At 69.6% G+C, this 14,995-nt stretch carries 13 protein-coding genes and 1 pseudogene; 4 read left to right on the top strand and 10 right to left on the bottom strand.

What is annotated here, in order from left to right:
* Window positions 1–56 precede the first annotated feature (56 nt).
* Window positions 57–3,512, top strand: a complete 3,456-nt coding sequence (gene dnaE / locus ABZT06_RS25530; RefSeq protein WP_355745172.1) for a DNA polymerase III subunit alpha — start codon at window positions 57–59, stop codon at window positions 3,510–3,512.
* Complete coding sequence (locus ABZT06_RS25525) at window positions 3,509–4,492, top strand: ImpB/MucB/SamB family protein (RefSeq protein ID WP_355745169.1); 984 nt, start codon at window positions 3,509–3,511, stop codon at window positions 4,490–4,492. The genes dnaE and ABZT06_RS25525 overlap by 4 nt, the downstream gene beginning before the upstream one ends.
* A gap of 105 nt (window positions 4,493–4,597) precedes the next feature.
* On the opposite strand, the gene ABZT06_RS25520 is transcribed toward ABZT06_RS25525, so the two are convergent.
* From ABZT06_RS25520 to ABZT06_RS25495, 6 genes are all read right to left on the bottom strand, one after another.
* Complete coding sequence (locus ABZT06_RS25520) at window positions 4,598–5,560, bottom strand: amidohydrolase family protein (RefSeq protein WP_355745166.1); 963 nt, start codon at window positions 5,558–5,560, stop codon at window positions 4,598–4,600.
* 56 nt (window positions 5,561–5,616) lie between these two features.
* Entirely contained in the window at window positions 5,617–7,203 is a 1,587-nt protein-coding gene (locus tag ABZT06_RS25515; protein ID WP_355745163.1) for a Na+/H+ antiporter, read from the bottom strand.
* 67 nt (window positions 7,204–7,270) lie between these two features.
* Window positions 7,271–7,642 (bottom strand): DUF2255 family protein, encoded by a 372-nt coding sequence (locus ABZT06_RS25510; protein WP_355745160.1) that lies wholly within the window; start codon window positions 7,640–7,642, stop codon window positions 7,271–7,273.
* 44 nt (window positions 7,643–7,686) lie between these two features.
* Window positions 7,687–7,848 carry a hypothetical protein gene (locus ABZT06_RS25505; RefSeq protein ID WP_355745157.1) on the bottom strand — a complete coding sequence of 54 codons (162 nt, stop codon included), beginning with the start codon at window positions 7,846–7,848 and terminating at the stop codon, window positions 7,687–7,689.
* Between the two features lie 24 nt (window positions 7,849–7,872).
* The gene (locus ABZT06_RS25500) at window positions 7,873–8,889 is read right to left on the bottom strand and encodes a zinc-dependent alcohol dehydrogenase family protein (protein ID WP_355745154.1); all 1,017 of its coding nucleotides are present in this window, start codon (window positions 8,887–8,889) and stop codon (window positions 7,873–7,875) included.
* 180 nt (window positions 8,890–9,069) lie between these two features.
* The gene (locus ABZT06_RS25495; protein ID WP_355745151.1) at window positions 9,070–9,402 is read right to left on the bottom strand and encodes a carboxymuconolactone decarboxylase family protein; all 333 of its coding nucleotides are present in this window, start codon (window positions 9,400–9,402) and stop codon (window positions 9,070–9,072) included.
* 407 nt (window positions 9,403–9,809) lie between these two features.
* On the opposite strand from ABZT06_RS25495, the gene ABZT06_RS25490 reads away from it, so the two are divergent.
* Window positions 9,810–10,679: a helix-turn-helix transcriptional regulator gene (locus ABZT06_RS25490; RefSeq protein ID WP_355745148.1), complete on the top strand. Its 870-nt coding sequence runs from the start codon at window positions 9,810–9,812 to the stop codon at window positions 10,677–10,679.
* A gap of 107 nt (window positions 10,680–10,786) precedes the next feature.
* A pseudogene (locus tag ABZT06_RS25485) lies at window positions 10,787–11,626 on the top strand (helix-turn-helix transcriptional regulator).
* A gap of 284 nt (window positions 11,627–11,910) precedes the next feature.
* On the opposite strand, the gene ABZT06_RS25480 reads toward ABZT06_RS25485, so the two are convergent.
* From ABZT06_RS25480 to ABZT06_RS25465, 4 genes are all read right to left on the bottom strand, one after another.
* Complete coding sequence (locus tag ABZT06_RS25480; protein WP_355745146.1) at window positions 11,911–12,780, bottom strand: helix-turn-helix transcriptional regulator; 870 nt, start codon at window positions 12,778–12,780, stop codon at window positions 11,911–11,913.
* A 304-nt stretch (window positions 12,781–13,084) separates the two neighbouring features.
* Window positions 13,085–13,528: a PPOX class F420-dependent oxidoreductase gene (locus ABZT06_RS25475; RefSeq protein ID WP_355745143.1), complete on the bottom strand. Its 444-nt coding sequence runs from the start codon at window positions 13,526–13,528 to the stop codon at window positions 13,085–13,087.
* A gap of 328 nt (window positions 13,529–13,856) precedes the next feature.
* Window positions 13,857–14,555 (bottom strand): type 1 glutamine amidotransferase domain-containing protein, encoded by a 699-nt coding sequence (locus ABZT06_RS25470; RefSeq protein WP_355745140.1) that lies wholly within the window; start codon window positions 14,553–14,555, stop codon window positions 13,857–13,859.
* Window positions 14,556–14,579: 24 nt separating this feature from the next.
* Window positions 14,580–14,972, bottom strand: coding sequence for a nuclear transport factor 2 family protein (locus ABZT06_RS25465; protein ID WP_355745137.1), 393 nt, complete (start codon window positions 14,970–14,972; stop codon window positions 14,580–14,582).
* Window positions 14,973–14,995 lie beyond the last annotated feature (23 nt).

Raw genomic sequence — 14,995 nt, 5'->3', positions numbered from 1 at the left:
TACGATGAACATATCGGGCGTTCGGCCGAAAAGGGGTGGAGTGATGGAGGTGCGGCATGGCGGGCTTCGGCCATCTTCACGTCGCGTCCGGTTACTCCGCTCGCTACGGCGCCGCCCACCCCGAGCACCTCGTCCGGCGGGCGGCCGAGCGGAACATGGCTGTACTCGCGCTCACCGACCGGGACACGGTCACCGGAGCGGTCCGGTTCGCGCGGGCATGCGCCGGGACCGGAGTCCGGCCGATCTTCGGTGTCGACCTGGCGGTGGAGGCCCTTGTGCCCCCGCCGCCCGCCCAGCGCCGCCGCACCCCGGCGCGCGGTGGCGCGCACGTCGTCGAGCCTCCGCTGCGGTTCGTACTTCTCGCGCAGAACCGGGAAGGGTGGGCGCGGCTGTGCCGGATCACGTCGGCCGCCCACGCAGGCACCGCGTCCGGTGCGGCCCCGGTGAGGGTGTCGTGGGAGGCGCTGCGTGAGTACGGCGGTCCCGGACTGACTGTGCTGCTCGGGCCGCTCTCGGAGCCGGTGCGCGCCTTGGCGGCCGGCCGGGAAGACGTCGCGATGAAGCTGCTGGCGCCGTGGCAGGAGATTTTCGGGAGTGGGGTCAGACTGGAAGCTGTTGTGCATAAACGTTTCAGCATTGGGCCCGGATCGCTGCGGCTGGCTGCCCGCACCCTGGCGTTGGCCGACCGCGCCAACATCACCGCGGTGCTCTCCAACGCCGTCCGCTACGCAGATCAGGACCAGCACCGCCTCGCCGACGTCCTGGACGCCGCGAGACTGCTGCGCCCGATCGACCGGCGCCGCCTGGACAGCGGGCAACGCTGGCTCAAGGACGACAAAGCGATGACGGTCATCGCGCAGATGGTCGCCGAGTGCGCCGGAGGGGATGTCCGGCGGGCCCGCCGTCTGATGGCGGACACCGCTGCCACAGCGGCTGAGTGCACCGTCGACCCTGCAGCGGACCTCGGGCTCGGCACGCCACACTTCCCGGAACCGTCACTCTTCGGCGCCGAGCCAGGGCCGGGCGGAGCCGCACAGCTGCTGCGTCGGCAGTGCGAGGCCGGCATGGCCCGGCGCGGACTCGACCGCGACCGTGCGGCGCGCGACCGGCTGGACCAAGAACTCGAGGTGATCTCCACGCTGGCCTACGACTCGTACTTCCTCGCCGTCGGCCAGGTCGTCGCCGACATCCGGGCCAAGGGCATCCGGGTCGCGGCCCGCGGCTCGGGCGCCGGATCGATGGTGTGCCACGCACTGGACATCGCCACGGCCAACCCGCTCGACCACCGTCTGCTGTTCGAACGCTTCCTGAGCGTGCGCCGCAGGTCGCTGCCCGACATCGACATCGACGTGGAATCCGACCGACGCCTGGAGTGCTACGACGCGATCTTCGAACGCTTCGGCAAGGAACGGGTCGCTGTCACCGCGATGCCCGAGACCTACCGGGCCCGCCGCGCCCTGCGGGACACCGGCCTCGCCCTCGGGATCGCGCCCGCGGACGTCGACCGGATCGCCAAGAGCTTCCCGCACCTGCGGGCCTCCGATATCACCGGCGCCCTCGCCGAACTGCCCGAACTGCGCCGGCTGGCGGGCGAGATGGATCGCTACGGGCCCCTGTGGGAGCTGGCCGAAGGCCTTGACTCCCTGGTCCACGGCATGGCCATGCACCCCTGCGGTGTGGTCATCAGCGACGCGACCCTCCTCGACCGGCTGCCGGTGCAGCCCACCCCGCAGGGCGACTACCCCATGGCCATGGCCGCGAAGGAGGAGATCGAGGATCTGGGCAATATCAAACTGGACGTCTTGGGCGTCCGGATGTTGTCGTCGATGGCCCATGCAATCGCCGAGATCGAACGGACGACCGGCAACTGCATTGACTTGGACGATCCACGGCAGGTGCCGCTCGACGACGTCTTCGCGTTCAAGCTCATCCAGGAGAGTCAGACTCTGGGCCTGTTCCAACTCGAGTCGCCCGGTCAGCAAGATCTTTTGTCTCGGTTGCAGCCTCGCGATCCGCAGGACGTCATCGCCGACATCAGCCTCTTCCGTCCCGGTCCGGTCGCCGGTGGCATGCCCGAGCGGTACATCGCCGCCCGCCATGGCGGCACGCCCTCGTATGCCCATCCGGATCTTGAGCCGGTGCTGGCCGACACCTACGGCGTGACCATCTGGCACGAGCAGATCATCGAGACCTTCTCGGTGATGACCGGCTGCGACCACGCACTTGCCGAGCTCGCCCGGCGGGCGCTCGGCGACAAGGGGCGGCTTCCCAGGATCAAGGACTGGTTCCACCGCCAGGCGCACGCCCGGGGCTACAGCCCGGCGGTGAGGGACGAGGTCTGGAAGACCATCGAGGCCTTCGGCGCGTACGGCTTCTGCCGGGCCCACGCGGTCGCCTTCGCCGTACCGGCCCTGCAGAGCGCCTGGCTCAAGGCGCACTATCCGGCGTTCCTGTTGGCCGGTCTTCTCGAACACGACCCCGGGATGTGGCCCAAGCGCGTCCTGGTCTCCGATGCCCGCCGACGTGGTGTGCCGGTTCTGCCCATAGACATCAACCACTCCAAGGTGAAACACACCGTGGAGAAGGTCGACGGAGATCAGTGGGGCATGCGGCTCGCGCTGTCCGCGGTGCACGGCATCAGCGAGGAGGAATGCGCCCGGATCGAGGAAGGGCAGCCGTACGGATCACTGTCGGACCTCTGGCAGAGGGGCCGCCCCAGCAGACCGGTCGCCGAACGCCTCGCGGAGATCGGCGCCCTGAACTCCCTCCACGACGGACGACTCACACGCCGCGACCTGCTGCTGCAGATCGCCGAACTCCATCGGGCCTCCCGCACCCGGTCGGCAGGCAACGGCCAACTGCCCATCGACGCGGGCGCCGTCGGCGGTGCGGAGCCGAGCGGCTTGCCGGAGATGACCGGACGCGAGGCCCTGAATGCCGAGCTGAGCACCCTCGGTATCGACGTCTCCAGGCACCTGATGGAGCACCACCACCGGCTGCTGCGCGAGATCGGCGCGACCGACGCGGCGCATCTGGCAGGTATGCGTGCTGGGCAGCAGGTGCTCGTCGCCGGCGTACGGGCCTCCACCCAGACCCCGCCGATCGCCAGCGGCAAGCGCGTCATCTTCGTCACCCTGGAGGACGGTTCCGGCTTGGTCGACCTGGCCTTCTTCGAGGACTCCCACCCCGCCTGCGCGCACACCGTCTTCCACAGCGGGCTGCTGCTGGTACGCGGCACGGTCCAGGTGCGCGGCACCCGTCGTACCGTCGTCGGCACCATGGCCTGGGATCTGGACGAGATCGCCGCCGCCCGCCGCGACCACGGCCCCGAAGCCGCCCTCGCGCTCCTCGGCGAGAGCCGCCCGCACCCGACCCCCGCCCAGCCGCGGCGGACTCTGGCCAACGGCACCACCGGCGCCCGCCTGCACCCCTACGCCGACCTCCAGCCGGCTGGGACCCGCTCCGCCGACCTGAAGAAGTTCGGCTACACGAGCCCGGGGAGTGCCGGATGACCACACGGCAGCGGCACATCGCCCACCTCCACCTGCACGCCTCGCTGACCGAGGATCAGTACGGCGACATAATCGAACTGATGTCTGGGGTGACGCCCCATGTCCAGGCCGTCCCGCCCAACGCCGTCCAGCTCGACCTGACCTCGGCGCTCAGATACTTCGACCTGTCCCCCTACGACATGGTCCAGCTGGCGAAGATGAGACTGAAGGCTCTCTACGGCATCGACAGCAGCGCCGGTCTCGCCGGCAACCGCATGCTGGCGGCCATGGCGGCCGACGCGTCCGCACCGGGCGACGCCACCTGGGTTCCTGCCGGGCAAGTGGCCGACTGGCTGTATCCGCGACCGGTCACCGCGCTGCCCGGAATCGGCCGTGCCACGGCGGAGACGCTCAGCAGGTACGGTCTGCACACCATCGGGCAAGTCATCGACCTGCCCGCGGCAACCCTGCAACGACTTCTCGGCGCAGTCCCTGCCCGCCTGCTGGCCGAACGCGCCCGTGGCCATGACCCCCGCCCAGTCGTTCCGTCGGAGCCGACGTCGCATCTGGTCGCCGACCTCGTGCTGGAACGGGACTGCCTCGATCCGGTGCAGCATCACCGAGCCGTCCTGGGACTCGCCGACCAGATCGGTCAACGCCTCCGCGGCGAAAGCCAGATCGCCGGCCGGCTCGCCCTCACCGTGCGCTACGCCGACCGCAGTTCCACTACGCGTACGCGCACACTGCCGGAACCCACCAACCACTCACCCGCCCTCGTCACCGCCGCACTGGGTCTGCTGACCAGCCTCGGGCTGCAGCGAGCGAGAGTCCGTGCCTTCGCGCTCCGCGCCGACGACCTGCTACCGGCCGGCGACGCCTACCGTCAGCTTTCTCTGGATCCCAGTGACGCGCGTGCCCGCGCAGCCGAAGCCGCCGCCGACCGTGCCCGTCGACGCTTCGGGGCAGAGGCTGTGCGTCCAGCCGCTCTGGCTGACCGCTGACACCGCGAACCACTGGTCTCTGGCAACACGCTTCTCGCTCTCGTCGTCGTGAAGTCGCCGGGGTGACAACCGGGCCTTGGACATCGGGTCACTCGACGTTCGTCATCACCGTGGGGGTGCCTGCGGGAAGAGGCGCAAGGCGTTGGCTGTGGTGAGCGTGCGCCACGTGGTGTCTTCGGTCGGTGGGGCGGCCGTGTCGATCGCCGCGATGTGGGCGTCGGCGAGGGGCGCGGGCGTCCAGCAGTAGTCGCTGCCGAAGAGCACGCGGTCGGGGTCGACCAGCTTCAGGAGGGCCGGAACCTGGCGGGGGAAGGCCGTGCCCGCCATGTCGTAGTACAGGCCCTGTAGTTGCTGCACCGCGTCCTGGGCGGGCGCTGTCCCGGCGGGCAGGAACAGCTTCATGAACTCGTTGATGCGGTCGGCCAGGACGGGAACCGCGCCACCGCAGTGGGGCACGATCACCCGCAGGCCGGGACGGCGGGTCAGGACGCCCACCATCACCAGGTCCGTGACCGTGCGGGCCGTGTCGAAGATGTACTCGACCATCGGGCGCGGTCTGCCGAGGGCGGACTGCTCCCAGCACACGGGTGAGGTGGGGTGCAGGAAGACCACGGCCTTCCGGCGGTCCAGCTCGGCGAACACCGGCTCCAGGCGGGCGTCGCCCAGGTACACGCCGTGGGTGTGGGTCAGCAACGCCACGCCGTCGGCGCCCAGTTGGTCGAAGGCGAAGGCGATCTCCTCCAACGCGCCGTCCACGTCCGGCAGTGGAAGCGATGCGAAGGCGCCGAAACGGCCGGGGTGGTCGCGGACCAGTTCGGCGGTGTACTCGTTGACGCGGCGGGCGAGGAGGCGGGCCGCCTTGTCGTCGCCGTAGTGCACGCCGGGAGAGGAAAGGGAGAGCATCGCGATGTCGATGCCGTTGCGGTCCATCAGATCCAGGTGGTCCCGCACGGACCACGACGGCCAGCCATCCATGCCGTCGGGGTGGGCGTGGCCCGCCGCGGTCACCTGCTGGACGTAGAAGTCGGGCAGGTGGTGGGCGTGGACGTCGATGAGGCAGGAGGCCATGGCGGCGAGCTTCCTTCTCGTGGGCTTGGAACGTGGCGGCCAGGTGGTCGCTTCCGCTACTCCACCTGCTCGCCCCCGGCGAGCCGGACCTCTTCGTTGTCCAGGGCCGCCTGGAGCCGGCGGAGCACGGTGTCGTCGATCTGCGCCTCGTCCCTCAGGCGGACGACCGTCGCGCGCTTCGTGGAGATCAGGGCGAGGCGGAGGTCGGTGTAGTGGCGGTTGTGGAGCAGGGCGGGATCGTCGTCGGTGCCCGCGCCCCGTGCCCGTACCGTCGCCAGGTTGGCCTCGTACTCCTGTCGCAGCCACTCCATGACCTTGGGAGTGGTGCCCAGTTCGGCCGCGAGCTCGGGCAGCGCCTTGATGGCTTCCTCGGTGGCCGTGGTCTCGGCGAGGATCTGCTCCTCGTCGACGGATGTGTCGCGCGGCAGCCGGGCCCAGCGCACCACGCCCGGCAGCAACAGACCCTGCACCACGAGGGTCACCACGATGACGCCCGAGGTGACGAAGACGATGAACGCCCGGCCGGGGAACGGCGCACCGGAGTCAAGGGTCTCCGGCACGGACAGTGCCACGGCCAGCGACACCGCGCCCCGGAAGCCCGCGAACCCGCTGACCACTCGGGCCCGGTTGCTTATTCTCCGCAGTTGTTGCTCGGGACGTCGGTCGATGGCGCGGATCAGGTAGGCGGAGGAGAACAGGAACGCGAACCGGACCGCGACCAGGACGACGCTGACCGCTGCGATCGCGATGAGGGCGTCCCTGAGGTCGGACCGGCTCAAGTGCCGTAGCGCGTACTGCAGTTCCACTCCCACCAGGACGAACAGCGCGCCGTTGATGATGAACGTGGCCAGCGGCCAGAAGGCCAGGGCCTGGCGGCGGTGCTCGGCGCGGATGAGGCTGGGCGCCACCTGGGCCATGATCAGGCCGCTCACCACGACCGCGAGGACACCGGAGGCGTGGATCAGCTCGGCCAGCAGATATGCCGTGAACGGCGCGAGGATCATGACGAGGTTGCCGAGCAGGGGATCGTCCAGGCGGCGGCGCAGGTTCATGTTGACCCAGGCGACCGTGACACCGACCGCGGCTCCGCCGCCGTACGCCAGCAGGAACAGCGCGCCCACGTGCGGAAGGGTGAGGTGCTCCTCGCCCACGGTGATACCGACCGCCAGGCCGTAGATCACCAGGGCGGTGCCGTCGTTGACGAGGCTCTCCGCACGCAGGACCGTGATCTGGCGGCGCGGCAGGGATCCGGCGAGGGCGCTCACCGCTGTGGCGTCCGTGGGTGCCACGGCCGCGCCCAGGGCCCACGCCGGTCCCCACGGCAGCCCGAGCGCGTGCCCGGCGACCGCCACCGCACCCGCGGTGAGGATCACCAGCACGGTGCTGAGCAGGACGATGCCGCGCAGGTTGGTCCGGATCTCGCGCATCGACGTGGTCAGGCTCTCCCAGTACAGCAGTACGGGAAGGAAGAGCAACAGCACCACTTCGGGCGGGAGTTGGGTCTGGCGGACCGCCGGGACGAGACCGATGAGTGCGCCCAGGACCAGGAGCACGACGGGCGGGGCGACCCGGAAGCGCTGTCCCAGGAAGTTCCCCGCCAGCACGGCCGCACCCAGGACGACGACGAGTTCGAGACCGATCATGACACTTACTCCGGTGCTGGGCCGGCCGGCGGTGACGGCTCAGCGGGTTCGACGGGGATCTTCCTGGTCATCTGGGCAGCAGCCGCAGCGTCGTGGCACGCGCGGCCACCATGGGATCGACGTACGCGCCGCCGAAACGGCCGTACTTGCTCCGGTACGCCGTGTCGACGCGGTCGTTGGTCCCCGGGTCCGGCACCTCGGCGAAGGTGACATCCCTGTCGACCCCGCCCGAGCGGACGTGGCCCGCGTGGGTCGCGACGGCGGTGCGCCACCAGCCGCCGCGCGTACCGCGGAAGGAGCGGACGTACAGATCGTCACCGTCGCGGACGACCCAGATCGGCACCGGTGCGCGCAGCGTGCCGTCACGCCGGAGCGGGGCCATCTCCAGTTCGTCTGCCTCGGCGATGCGCTCGAGTTCCTCGCCTGTCCAGCTTGTCATCGGTGTGATCCCATCCTCGTGATCCGGTGGGGGAGACCCCGTCGTCAGGTCGGAGTGGTGGTGAGGGGCTCACCGAGGTGGGTGCGGGTGATGCCGCCGGATCGTCCAGGCGCATCAGGTGCGAAGGGGGAGAGGATGCACTCCATGTCGCGGGTGGCGAAGGCATCCAAGTACGCCTCGACGGTGGTGATGGCCTGGCTGATCAAGGCTGTCGGTCCCGTTCCCTCGGGTCACGGACGCAGCAGCGTCTTGATGGCGCGGCGCTCGTCCATGGCCTTGTAACCCTCGGCGGCCTCGTCCAGGGGCAGGGTGAGGTCGAAGACCCTGCCCGGGCTGATACGGCCGTCGAAGACGCGGTCGATCAGGTCGGGAAGGTAGGCGCGCACCGGAGCGGGGCCACCGCGCAGGCCGACGTGGGAGAAGAAGAGTTCCTGGCCGTCGATCTGCGTACCGTGCGGGAAGCCGACGAAGCCGACGTTGCCACCAGGACGCGCGGACTGCAGGCCCTGGCGCATCGACTCCTGCGTACCGACGCACTCGAGGACCGAGTCGGCACCCACACCGTCCGTCAGCTCCTTGATCCGGGCGACGCCTTCCTCGCCCCGCTCGGTGACGATGTCGGTGGCGCCGAACTCCAGGGCCAGCCTCTGCCGGGACTCGTGCCGGCTCATGGCGATGATCCGCTCGGCGCCCAGTTCCTTCGCGGCGATGACTCCGGACAGGCCCACCGCGCCGTCACCGACGACCACGGCCGTCGAACCGGGCCCGACCTCGGCGGCCCTGGCGGCGTACCAGCCGGTGCCCATGACGTCGGACAGGGTCAGCAGGCTCGGGATCAGCTCCTCGTCCGGCTGCTCCGGGACGGCGACCAGGGTGCCGTCGGCGAGGGGGACGCGGAGGTACTCGGCCTGGGCGCCGTTCACCCACTGTGCGTGCCGGCAGGAGGTCTGGTAGCCGGCCCGGCAGTTGGGGCAGGTGTTGTCGGAGGCCACGAAGGAACCGATGACGAACTGCCCCGGCCTGACGGTCGACACGTCGCTGCCTATCTCCTCGACGACACCGACGTACTCGTGACCGATCGGCTGCGGCGCGGCGACCGGCAGGACGCCCCGGTAGCTCCACAGGTCGGAGCCGCACACACAGGTGGCGACGGTGCGGATGACCGCGTCCGTCGGCGCCGCGATCTTCGGCTCGGGGGCGTTCTCCACCCGGATGTCACCGGGCGAGTGAATGATGGTTGCTCGCATGGGCCTTCCCAGCTCTTGTCGTGTCTGTCGTGCCGTCAGAGGCGGGCGCGCCTGTGACGCGGGCCGCTGATGTCGACGGTGAAACGTTCGGGCGTCGCCCCGTGCCGCCGCTCCTCGCCAAGGGGCGCATCCATGGCGTGCCGGCTCTTGGGCGTGGTGCCGGCGCACGGCGAAGAGGCGTCAGCCGGACCGGTCGGCCTTGTCCACGATCTCCTTGAGCTGGGTCATCGCAGTCATGGCGTTGGGCCATCCGGCGTAGAAGGCCAGATGGGTGATGACCTCGACCAGTTCGTCCTTGGTGACACCGTTTTCCAGCGCCTTGCCGAGGTGGAAGCCGAGCTGGTCGGCTCGGTACAGCGAAGCCAGAGCGGTGACGGTGACAAGGCTGCGGTCGCGCGGGGACAGGCCCGGCCGCTCCCAGATGTCGCCGAACAGGACGGTGTCGGTCACCTCCGCGAGCTTGGGGGCGAACTCCTGGATGGCCGGCGGCGCGAACTTCTTCCGTTCGGACATGAGGTGGTGCTCCTGGTGTGGGGTGGGGGGGGCTTCACGCTGCCCGGCCGTCGACCGGGGCTGGGTGGGCTGCGGACCGTGGATCGAGGCGAGGGCGGGAGGAGTGGCACGAGTGGCTTTCGAGGCGTCTGGCAGGGGTGTCCGGAGTGTGGGGGCCACCGGTGAAGGCCAGCGCGTTGCCGAGGAAGGGGACAGCCGTCCGCACTGTTTCTCCTCGCCTCCTCCGCCTTCCACGGGAATACTGGATATCGGTGACATCCGGGAAATCATTCTTTCCCGCGGTCACGCCACCGAGCGTGTCACTTTCCCAGGAACCTGCAAGGGGAGAATTCCATCCGGGGAACCCCTTATCCAGGGGAGAAATCCTTACCCCCCTCCCGGCGGCCGAGCGATGCCACACTGGCGCCATGACCGGCGACGCGCATCTGAAGGAGCTGGGAGAAATCCTCAAGACGCGGAGGGCCGAGCTGACCCCCCGCGCCGTCGGTCTGCCCGACACCGGTGGCCGACGGGTGCCCGGTCTGCGCAGGGAGGAGGTCGCCCTGCTCGCCGCCATCAGCACCGACTACTACACACGTCTGGAGCAGGGCCGCATCCAGCCGTCCGCCTCGGTGCCGGCCACGCTCGCCCATGTGGTGCACCTGTCCGATCACCGGCGCGACCACCTGTTCCAGCTGGTCGGCCGGCCACGGGCACGACACCGCCGGCCCGCCGCGCAGAAGGCGCACCCGCAGCTGCGCCGCCTGCTCGACGATCTCACCGCGAGTCCCGGCATGGTGCTCGGTCGCCGCATGGACATCCTGGCCTGGAATCCGCTCGCCGCTGCCCTGTTCACCGACTTCGCGAAGGTGCCGGAAAGCAGGCGCAACTGCGTCCGTATCCTCTTCACCGATCCCGCCATGCGGACGCTCTACGCGGACTGGCGGGCCGTCGCCCGTGACTGCGTGTCCCATCTGCGCAGGCAGGCCGCCAAATGCCCCGAGGATCCGCGGTTGATCAGCTTGGTCGGCGAACTCTCCGTGGAGGACGAGGACTTCGGCCGATGGTGGGGGAGCCGTCGCGCGCCGTCACGCGGGCAGGGCGTCAAGCGGTTCCATCATCCGCTCGTGGGCGACCTCGTCCTGGACTGGGACACCCTCGTCTGCGGCAGCGGTCCCGATCAGGAACTCGTCGTCTGGACGGCGGAGCCGGGCACACCGTCGTACGACGGACTGCGCGCCCTCGCCTCGCGGGCCACCGGTCCGCCCGGCGGGCTCACGTCCTGTCAGCGCGGCTGATATACGTCCATCTCATCGCCCCCTGCCGATAGGCGAAGGACGGACGACAAACCCGGGAAAGAAATCTCCCCCTTACATTTCGGCTGAATACTGCGACACTCGCTGTTATGTACACCAAAGTGCGATTCCCTGAACTGGGAGAATTCCTCAAGGTGTGCCGGGCCCAGCTCAGCCCGCGGCCCGTCGGTCTGCCCGAGTCCGGGACGCCCCGGCGAGTTCCGGGGCTGCGCCGAGAGGAAGTCGCTCAACTCGTGGGGATCAGCACTTGCACCTACGCGCGGCTGGAACAGGGGCGCGCCTCCGTGTCGGGGTCGGTGCTCGCCGGGCTCGCCCGCGTCCTGCGTCTCGACGACACCCAGCGCGACCACCTGTTCGAGCTGGCGGCGAGGGGCGAGTGCGAACCGCGCCGCCGGGCGGTGTAGAGGGTCCACCCACAGCTCAGACGCATCCTGGACGAGCTGACCACGACTCCCGCACTCGTCCTCGGGCGGCGCCTCGACATCCTCGCCTGGAACCCCCTGGCGGCCGCTCTGCTCACCGACTTCGGCGATGTGCCCGCAAGGAAGCGCAACTACGCGCGGCTGATGTTCACCGACCCCGCCTTCCGAGCGCTCTGCCTCGACTGGAGGACGAACGCCCGCACCTGCGTCGCCCATCTGCGCATGGAGGCCGCCCGGTACCCCGGCGACCCCGGACTGACGGCGCTCGTCGGTGAGTTGTCCGTCGCGGACGCCGACTTCCGGCAGTGGTGGGCGGGGCGCCAGATGAACGGCCGGCGGATGGGCGCCAAGAGGCTGCACCACCCGATCGTCGGCGACCTCACCCTCGACTGGGACAGTCTGACCTGCATCGCTGACCCCACGCAGAAGCTGGTGGTCGCGACCGCCGATCCCGGTACCCCGTCCCACGACGGGCTGCTGTTGGTCGTGTCCCCGGTCGTGGTGTAGCCGATCACCGTCCGTCGCTTCCGCTTTGGAGCCGTCCGGTACGTGCCGCAGCCAGCCGTCGTGCGATCGCCGCTGGTCCCGGTCCCGGGAGCCTCAACGGAGCCTCCGGCGCGTGCAATTCAGGCCGCGACCTGAGGATTCCGTCAGCTTGATCGGCTACACCACTCGGCGGGACGCCATCCTGCTGTTCCTGGCGTCATGGACCGCGGAACCGGGCCGGCCCGCGCAGGGTGCGGCAGTCTGGGGTCTCCGGGGCGGGACGGATCCTCCCCCCACGGCAGGGTTCAGGTCGTCGCGTCGGACGCCGTCGGTTTCTGGTCGGCGGCCCAGGAGGCGAGGAGGCGCAGTCCGTCGTGGGAGGGGGTGCCGGGTTCGGCGTTCCACACGATGATGTGCTGGTCGGGGTCCGTGCCACAGGTGAGCGTGTTCCAGTCGAGCGTCAGCTCGCCCACCACCGGGTGCCGGAGCTTCTTGACGCCTTGACCCCGCATCGCGACGTCGTGTTCGGTCCACCACTGCCGGAACTGCGCGTCACGGGCGGAGAGTTCTTCGACCAGCGCGGTGAGGGGCTGGTCGTCGGGGTAGCGCGCGCTCTCCATGCGCAGCTGGGCGATGGCCAGCCGTGTGACCTCTTCCCAGTCGACGTACAGCTCCCGCATCCAGGGTTCGGTGAACAGCAACCGGACGAACACGCGCTCCTGCTCGGGGTAGCGCCCGAAGTCGGTCCACAGGGCGGCGGCGAGCCGGTTCCAGCCGAGGATGTCGGTGCACCGGCCGATGACGAAGGCCGGGGAGGCGGTGAGATCGTTCAGCATGCGCTGCAGCTGCGGGTCCACCTGCTGGCGCTCGCGGTACACGGACGGACGCACCCTCTCCTTCGCCGCGAGGTCGAAGAGGTAGGTGCGTTGGTCGTCGTTGAGTCGCAGGGCCTGGGCGATCTCGTCGAGGAGGGGAGCCGACGCCTGGAGCCGGCCCTGCTCGATCCGGGTGTAGTACTCGGTGCTGATCGCGGCGAGGAGTGCCACTTCCTCGCGGCGCAACCCCTTCACACGCCGTCGTGGCCCGCCGCGGAGGCCGACATCGGAGGGGGTGAGTTCGGCCCGACGGGCCTTGAGGAACTCACCCAGCTCGTTCAGATGAGGGTTGCGGTTCATGGCCTTCAGCCTGGCACAAACGCGGCATCTTGTGGGGGGTACGGATTCCTCCCCTGGCTGATCGGCCAGGGGGATCCTCTTGAGTCCGTGGTCGGTCCTGCAAACGGCCGGTGGCCCAGGGCGCGCGTGCGCACCGGGCCGAGTCCGGGCCCTGCTGGCTCCTACGAGGTGGCTGACCGGCCGTAGATCGCCGCGGCTGTTGCGCAAGCTCTGCTCGGTGGATGGATGCCCAGATCTTCGAACGCCTCAGGAACCGGCTTCCCGGACTCCGTCATCATCCGTACCGCCCCCTCGGGTGGGAGACTCACGCCCCCGGAACGCCGATGATTTTCCGCGGCACGACGCGGATGATCACGCGGTCCTCGTCGTGCTTCGCGGCAGGCAGGTCGACGCCGAGGTACCTGCGCCAGAGCTCGCTCAGGAGGCGCTTGCCCTCGTCCGGGACGATCTCGGCGGTTCCCCGGATCTCGACGGCGGTGTGGGGGTTGGCGAGGTCGTAGACCGAGACACTGATACGGGGGTCGCGGCGCAGGTTGCGCACCTTCTGGCGGTGGTCGAGGGAGGAGAAGAGCACGGTGTCACCCTCGCCCTTGATCCAGACCACCGAGTTCTGCGGGGACCCGTCGGGGCCGATGGTGGCGACGGTGGCGTAGTTCTTGCCGTCGAGCAGGGCACGGACCCAGTCGTCGAGGGAGGGATGGCCGTCCGGAGAGGAGGAGGGAGGGGAGAGGGAGGAAGAAGCGGTCATGGGTCCACCATAGTTGTATGCGTGTGCATGTGAATTGGTTCGCCGGGTCCACAGCGGGTGACCGCCTGATCAGCCGCTCCAGGCCGACACGCCGACTCGTGAGCTTCCCCCGGCACCTGTGGATCGGCAGACGATAGGCGAGCAGAGCAGGGGCATGATCGACGTCCCCGCAGGCCGCCACGCGGCCGGCGCACAGCAGAGCCGGCTCGTCATGAAGCGGCATGCAGCGAGCTTGGACGACGTGTTGCTGGGGTTGGTCTGCGACGGGCTCAACAGAACTCGGCAGCCGAGGACTCACCCGGGTCAGGACCGCGCTTGCGTCAGCCCGTCAGCTGAGTGCTTTGACGAGTTCCTGGGCGAGGGGGACGGCCGAGTAGGGGTTCTGGCCGGTGTAGAGGGTGCGGTCGACCTGGACGTGCGGGGTGAACGGGTCGGCCTCGCGGTAGTCGGCCTTGAGTTCGCCCACGAGGCGGTCCTGCAGCAGCCACTTCGCGCGGTCCGCGAGACCGTTCTGCTTCTCCTCGGCGTTGGACAGGCCGGTCAGGCGGTAGCCGGAAAAGGGGGATGTGCCGTCGGGGCCGATGGTGGCGAGCAGGGCGGCGGGGCCGTGGCATACCAGGGAGACGGGCTTGCCCGAGGCGAGCCAGTCGGTGAGCAGCTTGCCGGAGGCGGCGTTGTCGGGCAGGTCTTCCATCGGTCCCCAGCCACCGGGGTAGAAGACGGCCACGTACTCGTCGATGTCCACGTCCTCGATGCGCATCGGATGCGCCAGCTCGGTGGCCTCGCGCAGGGCGGTGCGCATGCGTTCGGCGCCTTCTTCGCCACCGTTGAACTCGGCGGTGAGGCTGAGGGCGTCGGCGGTAGGTGGCACGCCGGCAGGGGTCGCGGCCGCGATCTCGTATCCGGCCTCCTTGAAGACCTGGTAGGGGCCGATGGCCTCTTCGGCCCAGAAGCCGGCGGGCTGTCGGGTGCCGTCGGCCAGGGTCCAGTGGTCGGACGCGGTGATCACGAAGAGGATCTTCGCCATGGGGAGCTCCTGATGAGGGGAGGGTCAGCCCTTGAGGGCTTCCTGGAGGACGTGGCTGTCGGCGGCCTGACGCATGCTCACGGCCTTGCCGTCGCGGACGGTCCACAGGTGGATGAACCGGACGTCGGCCTTGTTTCCCGTTGTGGTCTCGGCGTGGTAGTGGCCGTAGACGAAGACATGGCCGGTCTCGTCCGCGTAGAACTCCTCGGGCACCGCCCCGAAGGACTCGTAGTTCGACATCGTTCTGCCGAAGAAGTCCGCGGCCACGCTGTCCCAGCCGTGGTAGACGCCGCTGTTCGGGAAGCCGGGGGTGATGTCCCAGACGAAGTCCGCAGCCATCACCTCCTTGGTGACCTCGGGTGCCATTCGGGACTCGTAGACCCGGCGGATGAGGGCGAGGTGCGGGGAGTCGGACATGCTGTGCTCCTTGCGGGGGTGGG

This window comes from Streptomyces sp. NPDC005483, assembly GCF_040606035.1.
Classification (GTDB): domain Bacteria; phylum Actinomycetota; class Actinomycetes; order Streptomycetales; family Streptomycetaceae; genus Streptomyces.
Note: the sequence above shows the minus strand (reverse complement) of the source record. Positions and strands in the feature narration are given on the sequence as shown.